Below are 16,187 nucleotides of genomic sequence, written 5' to 3'. Positions count from 1 at the left end.
GCAGTCGAATTGGCTGCAACATACCAGCGGGACCTACGCCACCGTAGGCTCCCGCGCACATGGAAACGGCGGGCCCACACCCCGGAAACCCGGGACGCGAGCCCGCCGCGTCTGACCTACCAGGAGCTACCTACTGGCAGGCCGGTCCTTTGGGCACCGCCACATAGACGGCGTCCGAGCCGAGCCGGGCCTGCTGCGAGAGCAGCATGTCCGCCTCGAGCTGACGAGACTTCTTGGCCGGGGTGCCGTCGCCACCGAGGCGACGATCGGCCGGACGCTCGTAGAGCGGAGCGCCGCCGCACATGGCCTCGGCGAAACGCTGGCGACCGGCGAGCTGACGCTGCTCGGCCTGGCGCTGGTACGCCTCCCGCTGCTCGGCGTCGGCGATGGCCTCGACGAACGCCTGCGGGTGCACCAGGGCGATCAGACCCGACACGTGACCGAAGCCGAGCGAGGTGACCAGACCGGCCTTGAGCGGGAAGCGATCTCCCACCGGCAGCGCCTCGCGCAGCCACACCAGGTGCGGGTAGTCGCGCATCTTCTCGTCCACGCAGTCCAGGCTGCGGTTGGGCGGGATGACACCCTGCTCGAGCACCTGGCACAGGCCGATCATCTGGAACGCCGCCGCGCCGCCCTTCGCGTGACCGGTGAGGGTCTTCTGCGAAACCACGAACAGCGGAGCGCCTTCCGAGCGGCCGATGGCGGTGGCCAGCCGCTCGTGCAGCTCGGACTCGTTGGGATCGTTTGCGGCCGTGGAGGTGTCGTGCTTGGACACCACCGCGATCTCGTCCGGGGTGACGCCCAGCTTGCCGAGTTCCTTGGCCAGCTTGGACTCCGGGCCACCGCGACCGGCGCCCAGCGCACCCAGGCCGGGGGCCGGGATGGAGGTGTGCACGCCGTCGGCGAAGGACTGCGCGTAGGCCACGACGCCCAGCACCGGCAGACCCATTTCGAGCGCGACCGAACCGCGGGCCAGCAGTACCGTTCCGCCACCCATGGATTCGACGAAGCCGCCGCGGCGACGATCGTTGGCCCGGGAGAAGTAGCGGTCGCTGATGCCCTTGGCGGCCATCACCGAGGAGTCGGCGGTGGCGGACATGTCACCGAAGCCCACGATGCCCTCGATGCCGAGGTCGTCGTAGCCACCGGCCACCACCAGGTCGGCCTTGCCGAGGCGGATCTTGTCCATGCCCTCCTCGACGGAGACCGCCGCGGTCGCACAGGCGGCGACCGGGTGGATCATGCCGCCGTAGGAGCCGACGTAGCTCTGCACCACATGCGCCAGCGCGACGTTGGGCAGCGCCTCCTGCAAGATGTCGTTGGCGCGCGGCTCACCGAGCAGGTTGTCGATGTAGAGCGAGCGCATCGAGGACATGCCGCCCATGCCGGTGCCCTGGGTGTTGGCCACCATCGCCGGGTGCACCCAGCTCATGAGCTCCGCCGGGCTGAAGCCCGAGGACAGGAACGCGTCCACGGTGCAGACGATGTTCCACAGCGCCACCCGGTCGATGGAACCGGCCATATCGGCGGAGATGCCCCACTTGGTGGGATCCCAGCCGGTGGGGATCTGGCCGCCGACGGTGCGGGTCAGCTTGGCCTTGCGCGGCACCCGAATCTCGGTGCCCGCCTTGCGCGTCACCTGCCAGTCGCCGGTGCCCTCGACGGGCGTGACGACCGTCTGCTCCGGGTTGGCGGCGAAGAAGGTGCGCGCCTCGGCCTCGCTGTTGACCACGAAGGTGAGGTCCTTGTCGAGGAACACCGAGGTGAGCAGCGGCGCGGTGTTGTCGAGCATGGCGCCGTCGTCGCCGTAGCGGCGCACGCCGCAGCGTTCCACCACGATGTCGTGGTAGCGCTCGGCGACCTCGGATTCGTCTACGTAGTCACCGGTTTCGGTGTCGTACCAGCCCGGCTTGGGGTCGTTCTCCCAGCCGACCAGACCGGTGGTCCAGGCCAGCTCGAGCACGCCCGCGGCCGAAAGCTGGTCGGAGACCTCGATTTCGAAGCGGGTACGGGCCGAACCGTAGGGGCCGAGCTCGCCCGCGCCGACGATGACGACCATGTCGTCGAGATCGGCGGTCACCGCACCCCACTCGGGGGTCGGCAGCTTGGAGCTCAGGGTCGGCGGGGCGGGCAGGGCCGAAATGGTCCGGCCGTCAGCGCTTTCCGGCTCCTGCGCGGCCTCGGCCTGCTCGCGGGCCTGGCGAGCCAGTTCCGGCAGGTCCAGCTTGGCACCGGCGAGACCGCCGGTCAGGTCGATCTGCTGCGGTCCGGACGCGGTCACCACGCGAGCCCGCGAGGTGCACCACTTGAGCAGCTCGTCGGCCATCTGCACGGTGGACCAGGTGTGCACGCCCGCCTTCTCGACGGCCTCGACCAGCGGGTCGTTTCCGCCCATCAGGCCGGTTCCGCGCACCCAGCCGATCAGCGCGTGCACCAGGGTGACCCGCTCGGCCCAGGACTTCTCGGCACGCCACTTGGCGACGACCGCGTCGAGGGCGGCCTTGGACTCGCCGTACGCGCCGTCCCCGCCGAACATGCCGCGGTTGGGCGAACCCGGAAGCACCACATGCAGTTTCGCGTCCACGTCGTGGTCGGCGCCCAGCTTGGACAGGCCGCCGATGAGACGCTCCACCGACCACAGCAGCACCCGCATCTCCATCTCGGCGCGGGCCCCGGCGTCGGCCAGGTCTCCGGCCACGCGGGGCGCGGCGAACGGCAGCAGCAGGGTGGGGGTCATCGCCTCCTTGACGAGGATCTTCGCGCCACCGGCATTGTCGACCTGTTCGTTGCCGACCCAGTCGATGAGGGCGTCGATATCGGTGTAGGAGGCCATGTTCGCGGGCACCACCCAGAGGGCGGCGCCGTTGCGGGCGTTCTCACGGTAGAGCTGCTTGTAGAAGGCCAGGCGGTCATCGTCCAGCTTGGAGGTGGTGACGACGACCGTCGCACCGCCCGCGAGCAGTCGGCCGGTGGCCGCCGCCGCGATGGAACCCTTACTGGCGCCGGTGATCACGGCGATGTCGGAGGACCAGGCGCCGGCCTCCTCGGCGCTGCGGGCGGCCTCGGCGATCGCGCCGTAGACCCCGGCCAGCACCGAGCGGGCCTCCTTCATGGCGCGCTCACGCCACCAGATGGCCTGTGCGGCAACGGCTTCACCGGCACCGACGTAACCGTCGACGACCGGCTCGACCGGCAGCGAACCGTCGTTGCCGAACCACAGCCGCGCGAGATCCTCACGGGCAGAAGCCCAGCGGTCGTCGATGAGCAAGGCCTTCTTGGCGTCGAAGGCGGGCGCGACGAGACGCGGCCAGTCCGAACCCAATTCGGCCGATACCAGGTCGACGAGGGTGTCGGTGGTGGTCTCCGGCGCGGACGCCTGCTCGGCGTGGCCGAGGGACTCCAGGATCACCCGCGCGGCCTGCGCCAGCACACCGTCGCGGCCGGTGATGGCCTCGGTGAACTCGCCCAGCGCGGCGGCGTCGACGGTCGCGCCGCCACCGCCACCGGCGGACGGCATGGAGACCGCGACACCGCGGCGCGCGGCCACCGACTGCACGGCGGCGTCGATCGCATTGTCAACGGACGCAGCGTCGTTCAGACCACCGGCGACCAGGCCGCCGAGATCGCCACCGCGCACCGAAGCGCCCTCACGGGTGCCGAGCGACACCTCGGCGGTGACGTGACTGGCCCAGCCGTCGCCCAGACCCCAGACCTTCTTGACCCGCTCGCCGATGGCGGCCGGGCGCTTGCCGGAGGGACCGAACACCTTGCGCAGGTGGTCACCGATCGAATCGGACAGCACCGAACCGAACGGCTTGTAGGTGCGGGCCAGACGATCGACGGTGTTGGACAGCGCACCCATGTCGGCATCGGCGGCACCGTCGATGGCACCGAGCGAGAGCTCCGCGCCGAGGTCGACGAGCAGCTGGTTACGACGCGAGGAGACACCGTCGCAGAGGCCCTCGATGGTGTCGACCGGGCCGATCTGGTCCATCCGCAGCTTGGTCCACAGCGCGATGAGCACGCGGGTGGCGTCGGCGGCGGAGAACGCGATGTCGTCGGCGACCGGACCACCGGTCGGGACGGCCACGGGGGCCGGGGCGGCGGCAGCGGCGGGAGCCGTTGCGGCAGCACCGGTCTCGGCCGGGGTCTCCTCGGGCTCCTCCACCGGCGCGGGGTCGGTGTCGGTCGAGTAGACGATGGCGGCTTCGCGCTCGATGTTGAGCACCTCGACGACCGTGTTCGAGAACTGCGGCAGCTTCAGCGTGTTCGAGGCCAGGTTCGCGACGGTAGGCGTAGGGGCCAAACCGATTTCGACGAACCGCTCGACACCCACGCCACCGTGCTCGACATCGGTGAACAGCAGATCCTGGGTCTCGATCCAGCGCACCGGGCTGGCGAACTGCCAGGCCAGCAGCTCGACGAGCACCACGCGGCACAGGTCCACCTGCTTGGCGGCCCACTCGTCCCAGTTCGCCAGCACCTCGGCCAGCGGCTCGGACGGCACCAGATCGGCGATCTCCTGGATGTATTCGCGCTCCAGGTTGAACAGGCGCGGCACCAGGTTCGGGATGTAGCGCCCGATCAGCAGGCTCGGGTCCAGATCCTGCGGCAGCAGTTCGAGCAGCTTGCCGCGGAACTCCGGGACGCCGGCGCGCAGCACCGTGGAGTGGAAGGGAACGTCGATGCCCGGGATGACCACGAACGCGCGCTTGCCGCCGGTCTCGGCGCGCAGGCGCTCGATCTCGGTCTCGAGGGCGACCATGCCCCGCACGGTGCCCGCGATGGCGTACTGGGCGCCACGCAGGTTCAGGTTGACGACCTCGAGGTACTCCCCGGCCTGCTCACCCACGTTCGACACCCAGCCGATGACCTCGTCGTCGGCGATGCCGATCTGCGAGGGCCGAATGGCGGCCATGCGGTAATCGCTGCGGCCCTGGGCATCCCGGGGCACCAGCTCGTGCATGGCCGAACCGCGCTGGAACACGACCTCGAGCACCGCGTTCAGCGGCAGCACGCCCGCGGCGGCGGACAGTGCGTTGTACTCACCGACGGAGTGCCCGGCGAGCATGGCTCCTTCGATGAAGGCACCGGCCTCACGCAGCTCCGCGACCTGGGCGACACCGAGGGTGGCCATCGCCACCTGGGTGAACTGGGTCAGGTGCAGCACGCCCTGCGGGTGGCGGTATTCGACGCCGCGGGCCTTGAGGTAGGTCGGGTTGTCGCGCACCACAGCCAGAATCGAGAAGCCGAGGGCCTCGCGGGTGTGCTTGTCGGCGCGATCCCAGATGTCCTTGGCGGCCTTCGAGCGGGTGCGTGCGTCCAGGCCCATCCCCTTGGCCTGAATGCCCTGCCCCGGGAAGGCGTACACGGTCTTGGGCGGGGCGATGCGGCCGGTGGCCGTCATCACCAGGTCGCCGTCGATGCGGCAGGAGACCTCGACGATCTCCGAACCATGGTCCACCGCAACGCGTTCCACGCGCACGTCGATCTGCGCGCCGAGGCGCACCATGCCGAGGAAGCGGGTGGTCCAGGCGGTGATGGTGCGCGGCGGCACCTTGTCGCCGAGATCGATCGCGGACACCGCGTGCTGGGCGGCGGCCGAGAGCCACATGCCGTGCACGATCGGATTGCCCAGTCCCGCAAGGCGAGCGGCGTTGCCGGAGGTGTGGATCGGGTTGAAGTCACCCGACACCTGAGCGAACGCGCCCATGGCGCGTGGGGCGACCAGGGAGACGTCGCGACGGCGGCGTCGCGGGGTGTCGGTGGCGTCGTCGGAGAGCGAACCGGCGGCGCGCGGCGGATCGGTGAGCTCGCCCGCACCGGTGCGGCCGCGGATGGCGAACCGCTCGGCGAGGGTGGCGATGACCGGCATGGACATGCCGGTCTCCGGCTTGTCGAGCATGCCCGAGACGCGGACGCGAACCTCGACGACGCGGCCCAGATCGGTGTCGATGGTCTCGACCGACTCGGCGCGGACCGCGAGCACGCTTGCGGCGGAAGGCAACTGGCCGTTGAGCTCGATCCGGTGATCGAGGTGCACCAGGTCCAGCATGCCCTCGATGACGCTCTGACCGTTCGCGGTGCGGGTCGCGCCCAGTACCGCGAACACGGCGGGCCAGCACGCGCCGACCAGCACGTCGGGAACCGTACGGCCGTTGGTGCTCAACGAGTCCGGCAGACCCGAACCGGTGACACCCGCGTGGTCGGCGATGAGATCCGGGCTCCAGGCGACGTTCACGTGCGCCACCTTGACGCCGTCGGCCTCCTTGACCTCCGGCAGCGACTGCCCGGCCGCGACGGCCAGCAGCGCCGACATGGCGGCATCGGCGTCGGCCTCCGAAATGACCGGCGCGCCACCGTTGTACACGGAGACCGGCACGGTGATGCGGATGCGGACCGCGTCTTCGCGCAGCAGCGGAACGGTGAGTTCCACGTAGGCGTGGTCGGCTTCGGGGCCCTCGGTGGCGCTCAGCCGCGCACCGGTGGGCGGGTGGATCGCGCCCTTGCCGTTCATGATCCACTCGCTGAGCTGACCCAGTCGGTGGATGGGGTTGACGGTGGTGCGTCCGGCCCACTGCACATCCGGTGCGGCCAGCACGATGTCGAGCAGTCCGCCCGCCACCTCGACGCGGCGGCGACCGTCCACGGCGGCCGGGACGACGCCGTCACGCACCAGCGCGAAGGCGGTGCTCTGCTCGAAACGGTCGAGCAGCTCGCCGACCGGCTCGTCCACCCGGGTGATGCCCGCGACGGCGACGGTGCCGGGGATGACGCACACCTGATCGGCGGTGTAGCGCGGATCATGGGCCTGCCACAGCGAATCCGAACGCCACCACCGGCGCACGTCCTGATCCACCACCGGCACGAAGTTGACCGGCTTGCCGGGGGTCTTGCACAGGCTCACGAAGAACGGGACGTCGGCGGGGTGCAGCACGGTGGTGGCGACCGCCGGGTACTGCTCCTTCAGCGCGCACAGCGCCTTGACCGGAGTCTCGAAATCGGCGTCCACCTCGAACAGGGTGGCGATCTCACCGCGGTCGGCCGGGTTGAGGCGGGATTCGGTGCGGCGCACCATCTCCGCGAACCGGTCACGCCAGGTGATGTCCAGCCACACTGAGGAGGTGGCGTCGGAGATGGCGTCGGCGAAGTCGCCGCCGCAGTCGAAGTCCTTGCGGCGGTCCAGGCCGACGGCCAGCTCGACGTAGCGCTCCAGCCACTCCGCGTAGGTCATGGTGGCGACATCGCCGAAATACGGCTTGGCGGTGGAGTCGAGCGCGGCGATGATCTCGGCGCGACGGTCGGCCACGGCCTCGGCGTCGCCGGCGACCTCGTCCAGCAGGCGGCCCGTGCGCGAGGCGGCATTGTCGATCTCGTGGATGTCCGCGCCCAATTGGCTACGGCCGGAGGCCATTCCACCGTTCGCGGTGCCTGCGCCGACCCAGTCGGCGGTGCCGGGGGTGTCGACCAGCAGCTGCTTGACCTCGGGAGACGTGGTGGCCTCCAGGGTCGCCATGGCGGCGGTGCCGACCAGCACGCCGTCGAGCGGCATGATCGGGAAGCCGTGCGGCTGCGACCAGGTGCCGGTGAGGTATTCGGTGGCGCGCTCGGGGGTGCCGATGCCGCCGCCGACGCAGACGATCACATTGTCGCGGCCACGCAGCTCGGCGTAGGTCTCGAGCAGCAGGTCGTCGAGGTCCTCCCAGGAGTGGTGGCCACCGGCGCGGCCGCCCTCGATGTGCATGATGACCGGGTAGCCGGGGACCGCGTCGGCGATGCGCAACACCGCGCGGATCTGCGCGACCGTGCCGGGCTTGAACGCGACGTGGCTGATGCCCGCCTCGGTCAGCTCCTCGATGAGGGCAACGGCCTCTTCGAGTTCCGGGATGCCGGCGGTGACGATGACACCGTCCAGGGGCGCACCCGCGGTGCGCGCCTTCTGCACGATGCGCTTGCCGCCGAGCTGCAGCTTCCACAGGTACGGATCCAGGAACAGCGAGTTGAACTGCACCGCGCGACCCGGCTGCAGCAGCGCCTTGAGCTCCTCGACGCGGTCGGCGAAGATCTGCTCGGTGACCTGACCGCCACCGGCCAGCTCGGCCCAGTGGCCCGCATTGGCCGCGGCCGCAACGATTTTCGCGTCGACCGTGGTGGGGGTCATGCCCGCCAGCAGGATCGGCGAACGACCGGTGAGCTTGGTGAACGAGGTCTCGACGACGACGCGGCCATTGGGCAGGCGGATCGGCTTGGGCGCGAATTCGCTCCAGGCCGGGGCGATCTCGGGGGCCGCGCCGGGGGTGAACAGGCTGCGCTGGCCCGGCCGGGTGGAGGCGGCGAGCACGCCGACACCGGTGCCCTTGAGCGAACCGGCGGTCAGGCGGGTGAGCAGGTCACCGGGGCCCAGGTCCAGAATCCACTGCGCGCCAGCGGTTTCGCCGGAGCCCTGCACGGTCTCGTCGACGATGGCGACCCAGTCGATCGGGTCGACGAGCACTTCCTGGGTGAGGGCGGCGGCAAGGTCGGCGTCCACGCCGCACTGCTGCGCCCACGACTTCACCAGGTCGACGGTCTCGGCGAGGGCCGGGTGGTGGAAGGCCACCTCGACCGGAATGTCCTCGAACACCGGCGCGAAGACCGAGCCGCCACGCTTCTTGGCGTCGCGCTCGCGGGCCTGTTCGGCATTGATCTCGGCAGCCCGCTGGCGAACCCGGTCCAGCTGCGCGATGGGACCGCTGAGCACGGCGCGACGGCGGCCGTTGCGAATGGACAGCACCGCGGCCTTCTCCGGCGCGACACCCTGCATGGCCTGGGCGACAACGGCCTTCAGCGCTTCGGGGTCCACGTTGGAGACGGCGACCATCGGCGACTTCTCACCGATCGGCACCAGGCCGCGGCGACGGGCGACCAAACCGGCCGCGGCACCGATCAACTGGGCGATGGCGAGCAGTTCGGCGTCGCGGCGACCGTGCGCCTCGGCGGCGGTGGCGGCGATCCGGCCCTGCGAGTGGCCGATGACGGCGACCGGGGCGTGGGCGACGATGTCGAGGCCCTGCAACCGCAGGGCCCGCAGCGCGGCCACCTGGGTCAGGAAGACGCCCGGCATGGAGACGGCGGCAGAGCGCAACACCTGCGCTGACGGCGCTCCCGACACCTCCCCCTGCTCCGGGTCGGCAATCTCTTCCTCGAGCATCCACGCGATGGGGTCGAAGCCGACCGGCCGCACCACCAGCAGCTGCGCCGCGACGGGCTCCAGCTTGGCGGCGGCCTCGTTGACCAGTGCGGTCAGCTCCGGCTCCAGCGCGGAATCGCGCCCGATCTCCTCGAGCTCGGTGAGCCACGCGGCACCCTGGCCGCCGAACGCCAGCGCGTAGGGCGCACCCGCCAGCAACCGGTCGAGCAGTGACGACCGGACTCCACTGTCCCGTGACTTCCCCGCCGCCCTGGCCTTCGATCCGGTCCCGGTGCTCTCGTTGATCGTCAAGACGTTCGACTTCCTTCTCCTGGCGACCCGCCCCCACAGGACTGGGCCGCGCTCACGGTGCGCAGGTATCCCTCCGGCCATCAGGCCCTGGTAGACGCCGAGGATTCCACAAAATCATGAGGATCTCCTCATGTTTGGTCCACGCCCGCTCTCCTACCCCCGGGTATTTCCGTACGCTTGTACCAGAATGCCGCGAAACATGACCCTCCCTCATGTTCGATATCGCTGGTGAGCTGGGTTACGCAGGCGTAGGAAATGTGAGGGCCCCTCATATTGCCGTTTATCAAATCGTTATAATCCCAGGTAGGGTTACCGACCAGTACGCCACACCTCCCCGGTGCTTCGCGATCGCCGATTCGCCCGGTAAAGTTTGGACGGTCGTACCGTTAGCGCGAGTGGCGAAATTGGCATACGCGCCAGATTTAGGTTCTGGTGTCCTCGGACGTGCGGGTTCAAGTCCCGCCTCGCGCACCCCCCGGAATCGGGGCGGCCCGCCCACCGGCGGCCCGCCCCGAACTCATCTCCCCACCACCACGTTTCAGATTCTGGCAACTATTCAGCGACCACCATCGGTGCTGATCCGAGCCGACTCCGCAGGTCCGAGTTGCTGGATCGGCCGCGCGGTCATTCCGGCAGCAGTTGGGCGATCACCGTACCCCGCAAAGAGGCGAGGAAAGTACCCACAGTGCTCATTGGGGTTAACACCTCGATTGCCCGCGCCCATTGAACCTCGCAGTACTGCGAAGAATCAGCATCTTCGCAGGCAGAGGCAAATGCATCAGCACCGAATCCCGCTTGAGGAAGCTCTTGCACACGGAAACCATCTGATAACCCCCTTATTGCCAGCTGCCTCGCGGACATCTACGGTCGGGCGGAACCATAAGGTATCGGCGGCTGATCGGGGGGCGGGGAGTGATGATCAACGAGTTTGTCTCGCGTGCGCGCCTAGCAGAGCTGGCGGGCGTCCAGCGGCCCACGATCACCATGTGGGCCAAACGGCATCCGGATTTCCCCAGACCGGAGGGCAACTCGAACGATCTCCGCCTCGAGCAGGCGATCGCCTGGCTCGACCGGCGTCCGATCCAGCCCAAGGAGCGCGAAGCCGATGAAGCGGACGGTTCAACATATGGCGACCGAGTTCGGAGACGCCATGCGGCACAGATCGCGGGAATACCCAAACCGGAAGTACCGCAAGATGATTCGAAGGCTCCGCAGGCACTGGCCCAACTGTTCGGCTGGCTGGCACCACAGATTCGGGGTACGACCGGATCACCAGGGGACTATCTGATCTTTCTGCTCTGTCTGATCTTCCTGCGCAGTCGAACCGAAATCGAGAAATCCGATCTGCTTGCGGCTTACTCCGACCCTGCCGCACACCTGCGCAGGTTGACGTGGCTTACCGATGACACCTTGCGGCGATACGCGATCACACCAGGCATCGAGAGCACGTTCGAGCGCCTGACACCACAGGCCGGATACAGCATCAATGAGGTTGTCCACCTGTGTGAGCATCTGGGCAGCCGGTCCTTCCACGAGCTGATGGCTCGCTTCACTCGCGAAGTCGGCCGGACCAGTGACGATTTCTTCACCCCGAGCGGAACCGCGGCCGTGATCGCCGAACTCCTCACCCAGCCCGGCAGAACCGTGAGCCGGGTTCACGACCCCTATATGCGGGGCGGCGAGCTACTCCTCGCCGTCGCCGCCCGCACCGAAGTGCCGGTCCTTTCCGGTGAGAGTCCGAGCCGGGACGCGCTGCGACTCGCTGGGATGAACCTGGTGCTGCACGGCCACAGCGCAGACATCCGGGTCGCCGATGTGCCGCCGTGGGATCTCGGCACGGCTCCCCCGTCGACCGTGGACCTCGTGGTGACGAACCCTCCGTTCAACACCCGCCCGTCTCTGGACCGGTCGTCCAGGAGATACCAGGGGCAATGGCTCTTCGGTCCGCCGCCGGAGCACAACGACAACTACGTCTGGCTTCAACTGGCAGTTGAGAGGCTGTCGCCGGGAGGCCGAGCAGGCGTCGTGATGCCTAGTAGCGCGGGCGCGACCACGGACAAGTCGGAACGCCGGATTCGACAGCTGATGGCAGAACGCGGAGCTGTCGAGGCGATCGTCGCATTCCCCGCACAGCTGTTTCCGGCGACAGACACGCCGGTATCGCTGTGGATCCTGCGGCCGCCCACCAGAACTCCGGAACCGATCCTGCTGGTCGATGCGAGTGCGATGAGCAAGAAGGCTCAAGGCGGACAGGGCCGACCCGGACAACAGCTCAGCACCGAGGCAATCCGGCTTGTCCCACGCCTTTTCCACCAACGTCGGCAACTGCCGCTCCGTCAGGTCCATCGATTCGGGACAGGTGGGCGCGCGATCTCCGTCACCATCGACGATCTTCGCATCGGCCAATACTCCTTGAGCCCCGCGGACTATCTCGACACCGCAGCTCCCCGGACACGGTCGACGCGAAACCACGACGCGCTGCGGCTGCTGGACGACTGGCGTACGTCGAGAACCACGGTGTCCCAGCTGGATTCGCGGGTGGCCGAGCTCTCACCAACTTGCCGCACCGGTATGACAGCCTCGCGAGGACAAACATCCAAGCTGGCCGAACTGTGCACCATTCAACCCGGTCCTTCCTACTCCAGGCTGGGCATCGAGCAACGCGTCGAGAGCGGCACGGTGCCGATCGTGATGCCGAGACATTTGCGCGCGCACCGGGTCGAGGCTGCGGACGCTCAAAAGGCGACCGCCGGCAAGGCCCGTGAGCTGGATCGATTCCGCCTGGCCGAGAACGACATTCTGTGCGTTCGGTCAGGCGCGATGGGTGAGCCGTCAATCGCCACCGCAGAGCAGACCGACTGGCTGTTCGGCGGAAATCTGCTGAGACTGCGGGTGAACGACCTGAACCAGGTTGATCCGCACTATCTGCTCGCGTACCTCACGCTGCCCTCGGTGATGGAGTGGATCCGGCAGCGATCCTCGGGCAGCGTCGTGCCGACAATCAGTGCGGCGGTGCTGGGCGAGCTCGAGGTACCCGTACCGGCCCTGGATCTGCAACGTGAAATCGGTTCGGCACTATCGGTTTTCGATCAGCAGATTGTTGAGCATCACCGATTCATCACCGCCTCGGCGCGCGCGCGGACGGCAATTGTCGAAGGATTGATCAACGGAGGGCTGACCCTGCGATGACCACGCAAAAGTCCGGGCGGTCGGCACGGCCGCATTCCGAGACCGAATCATCCTCGCGAACAATCACCCCTGGCTTACTGTCCGGAGGCGCGAGCATCGGCGCTCCCGTCACTGTCGCCACCATGGGTGCGCCGTGGTGGGCGGTCCTCGTGGTCTCCGCCCTCGGTCTCGTGATCGCGGGGGTGCAGAGTAGCCTCCCGCAGGATTCGGGTGACCGCCTGGCGTGGTGGAAGGACCGCCGACGCCATCGTGAGTCCCTGGCCCGTCGACGCAGGCCATCGTCGCGGTGATCCGAGACTGGGGCAATCCATCAGAAATGGAGGCCGCGGTCGACAGCCTCCCTGCTTATCGGCGAGTCACAAAGAGTCCGTCCATCGACTGATCGGCTACGAATACATCGTGCGGGACTCGGCGTCGGCAGATCATCGGCAATGATGTCGGCGGATCATCGGACAAACTGTCGGCAGATCGTCGAAGATACTGTCGGCAGATCGTCAGAACCTTGGTAGCGTAAAGGCATGCCCGAAGGTGCGAAGTACCTGCCCAGAAGAGCCTCCGAACTGGTCGAAGAGGCGCTTTCGGACACTCGCGTGGTCATCCTGAACGGTGCCCGGCAGACCGGGAAGAGCACGCTCGCGGAATGCTGCCTCCGCGACACTTCCAATACCGTCAAGCGGTATCTCGACGATCCGCGATCCCGCGCCTCGGCCATCGCCGATCCGGTCGCCTTCCTGGATGCCACGGGCACCATGCTGATCGACGAAGTCCAGCGCGTCCCGGACTTGTGGCTGGCGATCAAGAACACCGTCGACCGGGACCCGAGACCGGGCCGGTTCCTGTTGACCGGATCAGCTCGGCTGCTCGGCCTCAGCACGCTGCCCGACGCCCTGCCCGGACGCTCGGAGACCATCGAATTGTTTCCGCTCTCGCAGGGCGAAATCACCGGCACACCAGACGGATTCATTGACGCAGCCTTCACTCACGGCCACAAGATACGCAGCGAACCCTCCGAGCTTCGACGGCGCGACTACCTCGCCCTGGCTTCCCGCGGCGGCTACCCGGAAGCAGTCCGCCGAGACGCACCACGCCGCCGTGCACAGTTCTTCAAGTCCTACCTCGACGACATCATGAGTCGCGACGTCCATCAGGTAGCCGACATCCAGCGAATCTCCGATATGCGCAGATTGATCGGAGCATTGGCGGCCCAGAGCAGCGGACTACTCAACTACAGCCGACTCTCGTCGGATCTCGCCATCCCGCTCACCACCGTCCGGGACTACGTCGGCCTACTCGAAATCATCTATCTGATCCGCCTCATCCCGGCCTGGTCCACCAACGCCACCGCACGCGCCATTTCCACCCCGAAGCTCGTTTTCACCGACTCCGGTCTTGCCGCACATCTGCTGACCGGCATTACCAACGATGCCGCCACCGGTGGCCTCATCGAAACCTTCGTCCTCGGAGAACTGACCCGCCAACTCACCTGGAGCCACACCATGGCTCAGCTACACCACTATCGTGATCGCGACGGCTACGAAGTCGACGCCATCCTCGAGGACAACGCCGGTCGCATCGTCGGCATCGAAGTCAAAGCCGCCGAAACCGTCCGAACGGACGACTTCCGCGCCCTCCGTATCCTGCAGCGCCGCCTTGGCGACCGCTTCCACGCCGGCTATGTCCTCTACTGTGGCGACCAGCAACTCCCCTTCGGTGACCAACTGGCATGCCTTCCCATCAGCACCCTATGGAGCACTCCCGCACCGTAACCGGTGCTCCACCAAAGACTCTCGCGCTCCGCATACGGCGGGGTGAGTCATACACCGGCGGGTGAGCCCCGAACACATCCCTGCAGCAGCATGTTTCAGATCCAGGCACGCTTTCAGCGGCCCTCGATGATCGGATCGGGTGCGATGCTCCGGAAGCCCCGTGCGGGCCGCCTCCCCGGAATACCATTCGCCTATGGCCGATGACATGCTGATCGGTGGGGAATCACGCAAGCTTCTGATGCGCGCTGTCGCACGGATGTCCATGACTACGGACTCCGACGGGTGGGGACGGTTATCCGGTGCCCTTCCAGCGGATCTGATGGTTCCGTTCGCACGCGCGCTGCTCAGGATCGAAGCCGAGCTGCTGCTACACGACGCCGATGAATTCACGGCACAGGACGGGGAACCCCGGACCCAAGACGAACGTCGTGCCGATGCCTTCACCGCACTGCTCCTGCGCCTCAGCGAATAAGGCCCCCTGCAGTCACTCCGGCAGCAGTTGGGCGATGACAGTCTCGATGAGCCAGTCCCGGTACTGCGGTGCGGCCCAGCCTCTTTGGCGGCGGAGTAGGCGGAACAGGTGGGGGGAGGCGAGGGCGTAGGCGATGTCGGCGGCGGTGTCGGCATCGAGGGGTGGGCGAAGTGCGTTGTCGCGGAACAGGTTGCGGGTGAGGGTGAGCCAGAAGGTGTGGGTGTCGGCCTCAGCGGCGGCGGTGGCCGCGCGCATGTTCGCGTCGGCCGCGCCGGCTTCGATGCCGACCATGATCAGGTCACCGGCGCGTTCGAACAGGGCCGCCGTGTAGGTGACGAGTTGGGTGACGGCGGCGCGGGGGTCGGGATCGGCGCGGGCGTCGAGGACTTCGGGGCGGGCGGCGACCGCGACGGGTTGTTCGTCGCCGACGGTGGCCACGCCGATCGTGTGGCGGAACAGTTCGAACTTGTTGGGGAAGGCGTCGTAGAGGGTGCGTTCCCCGACGCCCGCCCGCCGGGCGATCTCGCGCATGGTGGTGGCCGCGTAGCCGGATTCGACGAACAGCTCGGTGGCGGCGGCTCGCAGTGCCGCCCGGGTCGCCTCGGCGGTCTCGGCGCGCTTGGCCGCGCGATAGGTCCTCTTGACCGGTGGGCTCATGAGGCGCATCCTATCAATATCTACCGCAGTGCCACTGCGGCGAAAGTTGGAGAAGGTGAATCAGATGCCCGAACTCGCCGGCATTCATCACATCAAGATCCCCGTCACCGACCTGGTCCGCTCGATCCGCTGGTACCGCGAGGTCCTGGGCTTCCGCCCGACCATGCAGTTCTGGGACAGCGACGGCGTGGTCCGCGGCACGGCCGGTGAACTGCCCGGCCTCTCCCCCGCCCTGCTCGGCCTCCGCGAGAATCCCCTTGCCGCACAGGGCTGCAAGGGCTTCGACCCGGTCAGCCTCGGCGCCCGCGACCGCGACCACCTCGAACAGTGGTCCGCCCACCTCGACACCCACGGCGTCGCACACTCCCCGATCATCGACGCCTCGGCGGGATGGCTGCTGGTCTTCAACGACCCCGACGGCCTGGAACTGCACCTCTACACCTGGGCCGAGCACGGCGCGGACACCGCCGACCGCCCCGGCTACGCGACGCCCATCGAGAATCCCGACGACTGGCTGCCGAAACGCTGAATCGGCCTGGGACGGAGGTGATCTCACGCACCGTGCCGTGACTCACATCACCTTCGAAAGTGACGGTGTCCCATGACCGCTGGTCAGCCCTTC

6 protein-coding genes and 1 tRNA gene are annotated in these 16,187 nt (G+C 68.0%); 5 read left to right on the top strand and 2 right to left on the bottom strand.

The window, feature by feature from the left end; genetic code table 11:
- Window positions 1–130: 130 nt before the first annotated feature.
- On the bottom strand, window positions 131–9,481 hold the full coding sequence (locus OG300_RS40000) for a fatty acid synthase subunit beta domain-containing protein (RefSeq protein ID WP_405490300.1): 9,351 nt from the start codon (window positions 9,479–9,481) through the stop codon (window positions 131–133).
- Window positions 9,482–9,870: 389 nt separating this feature from the next.
- Between OG300_RS40000 and OG300_RS39995 the strand changes: the two genes are divergently transcribed.
- The 4 genes from OG300_RS39995 (at window position 9,871) to OG300_RS39980 (ending at window position 14,908) form a co-directional block, all read left to right on the top strand.
- Window positions 9,871–9,952: transfer RNA gene (locus tag OG300_RS39995), tRNA-Leu, on the top strand.
- A gap of 444 nt (window positions 9,953–10,396) precedes the next feature.
- Window positions 10,397–12,670 carry an N-6 DNA methylase gene (locus tag OG300_RS39990; protein ID WP_405490298.1) on the top strand — a complete coding sequence of 758 codons (2,274 nt, stop codon included), beginning with the start codon at window positions 10,397–10,399 and terminating at the stop codon, window positions 12,668–12,670.
- Window positions 12,671–13,188: 518 nt separating this feature from the next.
- The gene (locus OG300_RS39985; protein ID WP_405490296.1) at window positions 13,189–14,436 is read left to right on the top strand and encodes an ATP-binding protein; all 1,248 of its coding nucleotides are present in this window, start codon (window positions 13,189–13,191) and stop codon (window positions 14,434–14,436) included.
- A 193-nt stretch (window positions 14,437–14,629) separates the two neighbouring features.
- On the top strand, window positions 14,630–14,908 hold the full coding sequence (locus tag OG300_RS39980; protein ID WP_405490294.1) for a DUF222 domain-containing protein: 279 nt from the start codon (window positions 14,630–14,632) through the stop codon (window positions 14,906–14,908).
- A gap of 12 nt (window positions 14,909–14,920) precedes the next feature.
- Here OG300_RS39980 and OG300_RS39975 read toward each other — a convergent pair whose 3' ends face one another.
- Window positions 14,921–15,565 (bottom strand): TetR/AcrR family transcriptional regulator, encoded by a 645-nt coding sequence (locus OG300_RS39975; protein WP_405490292.1) that lies wholly within the window; start codon window positions 15,563–15,565, stop codon window positions 14,921–14,923.
- A gap of 64 nt (window positions 15,566–15,629) precedes the next feature.
- On the opposite strand from OG300_RS39975, the gene OG300_RS39970 reads away from it, so the two are divergent.
- Window positions 15,630–16,094 (top strand): VOC family protein, encoded by a 465-nt coding sequence (locus OG300_RS39970; protein WP_405490290.1) that lies wholly within the window; start codon window positions 15,630–15,632, stop codon window positions 16,092–16,094.
- Window positions 16,095–16,187 lie beyond the last annotated feature (93 nt).

It is taken from the genome of Nocardia sp. NBC_00511 (assembly GCF_045161165.1).
In the GTDB taxonomy this organism is placed as follows: domain Bacteria; phylum Actinomycetota; class Actinomycetes; order Mycobacteriales; family Mycobacteriaceae; genus Nocardia.
This window is presented reverse-complemented; position numbering and strand designations above follow the sequence as displayed.

What these genes read in the sequence shown, in the direction of transcription:
- OG300_RS39970 (WP_405490290.1), top strand. Translation starts at nt 15,630, where the DNA reads ATGCCCGAACTCGCCGGCATTCATCACATCAAGATCCCCGTCACCGAC.
- OG300_RS39980 (WP_405490294.1), top strand. Translation starts at nt 14,630, where the DNA reads ATGGCCGATGACATGCTGATCGGTGGGGAATCACGCAAGCTTCTGATG.
- OG300_RS39975 (WP_405490292.1), bottom strand. Translation starts at nt 15,565, where the DNA reads ATGAGCCCACCGGTCAAGAGGACCTATCGCGCGGCCAAGCGCGCCGAG.
- OG300_RS39985 (WP_405490296.1), top strand. Translation starts at nt 13,189, where the DNA reads ATGCCCGAAGGTGCGAAGTACCTGCCCAGAAGAGCCTCCGAACTGGTC.
- OG300_RS39990 (WP_405490298.1), top strand. Translation starts at nt 10,397, where the DNA reads ATGATCAACGAGTTTGTCTCGCGTGCGCGCCTAGCAGAGCTGGCGGGC.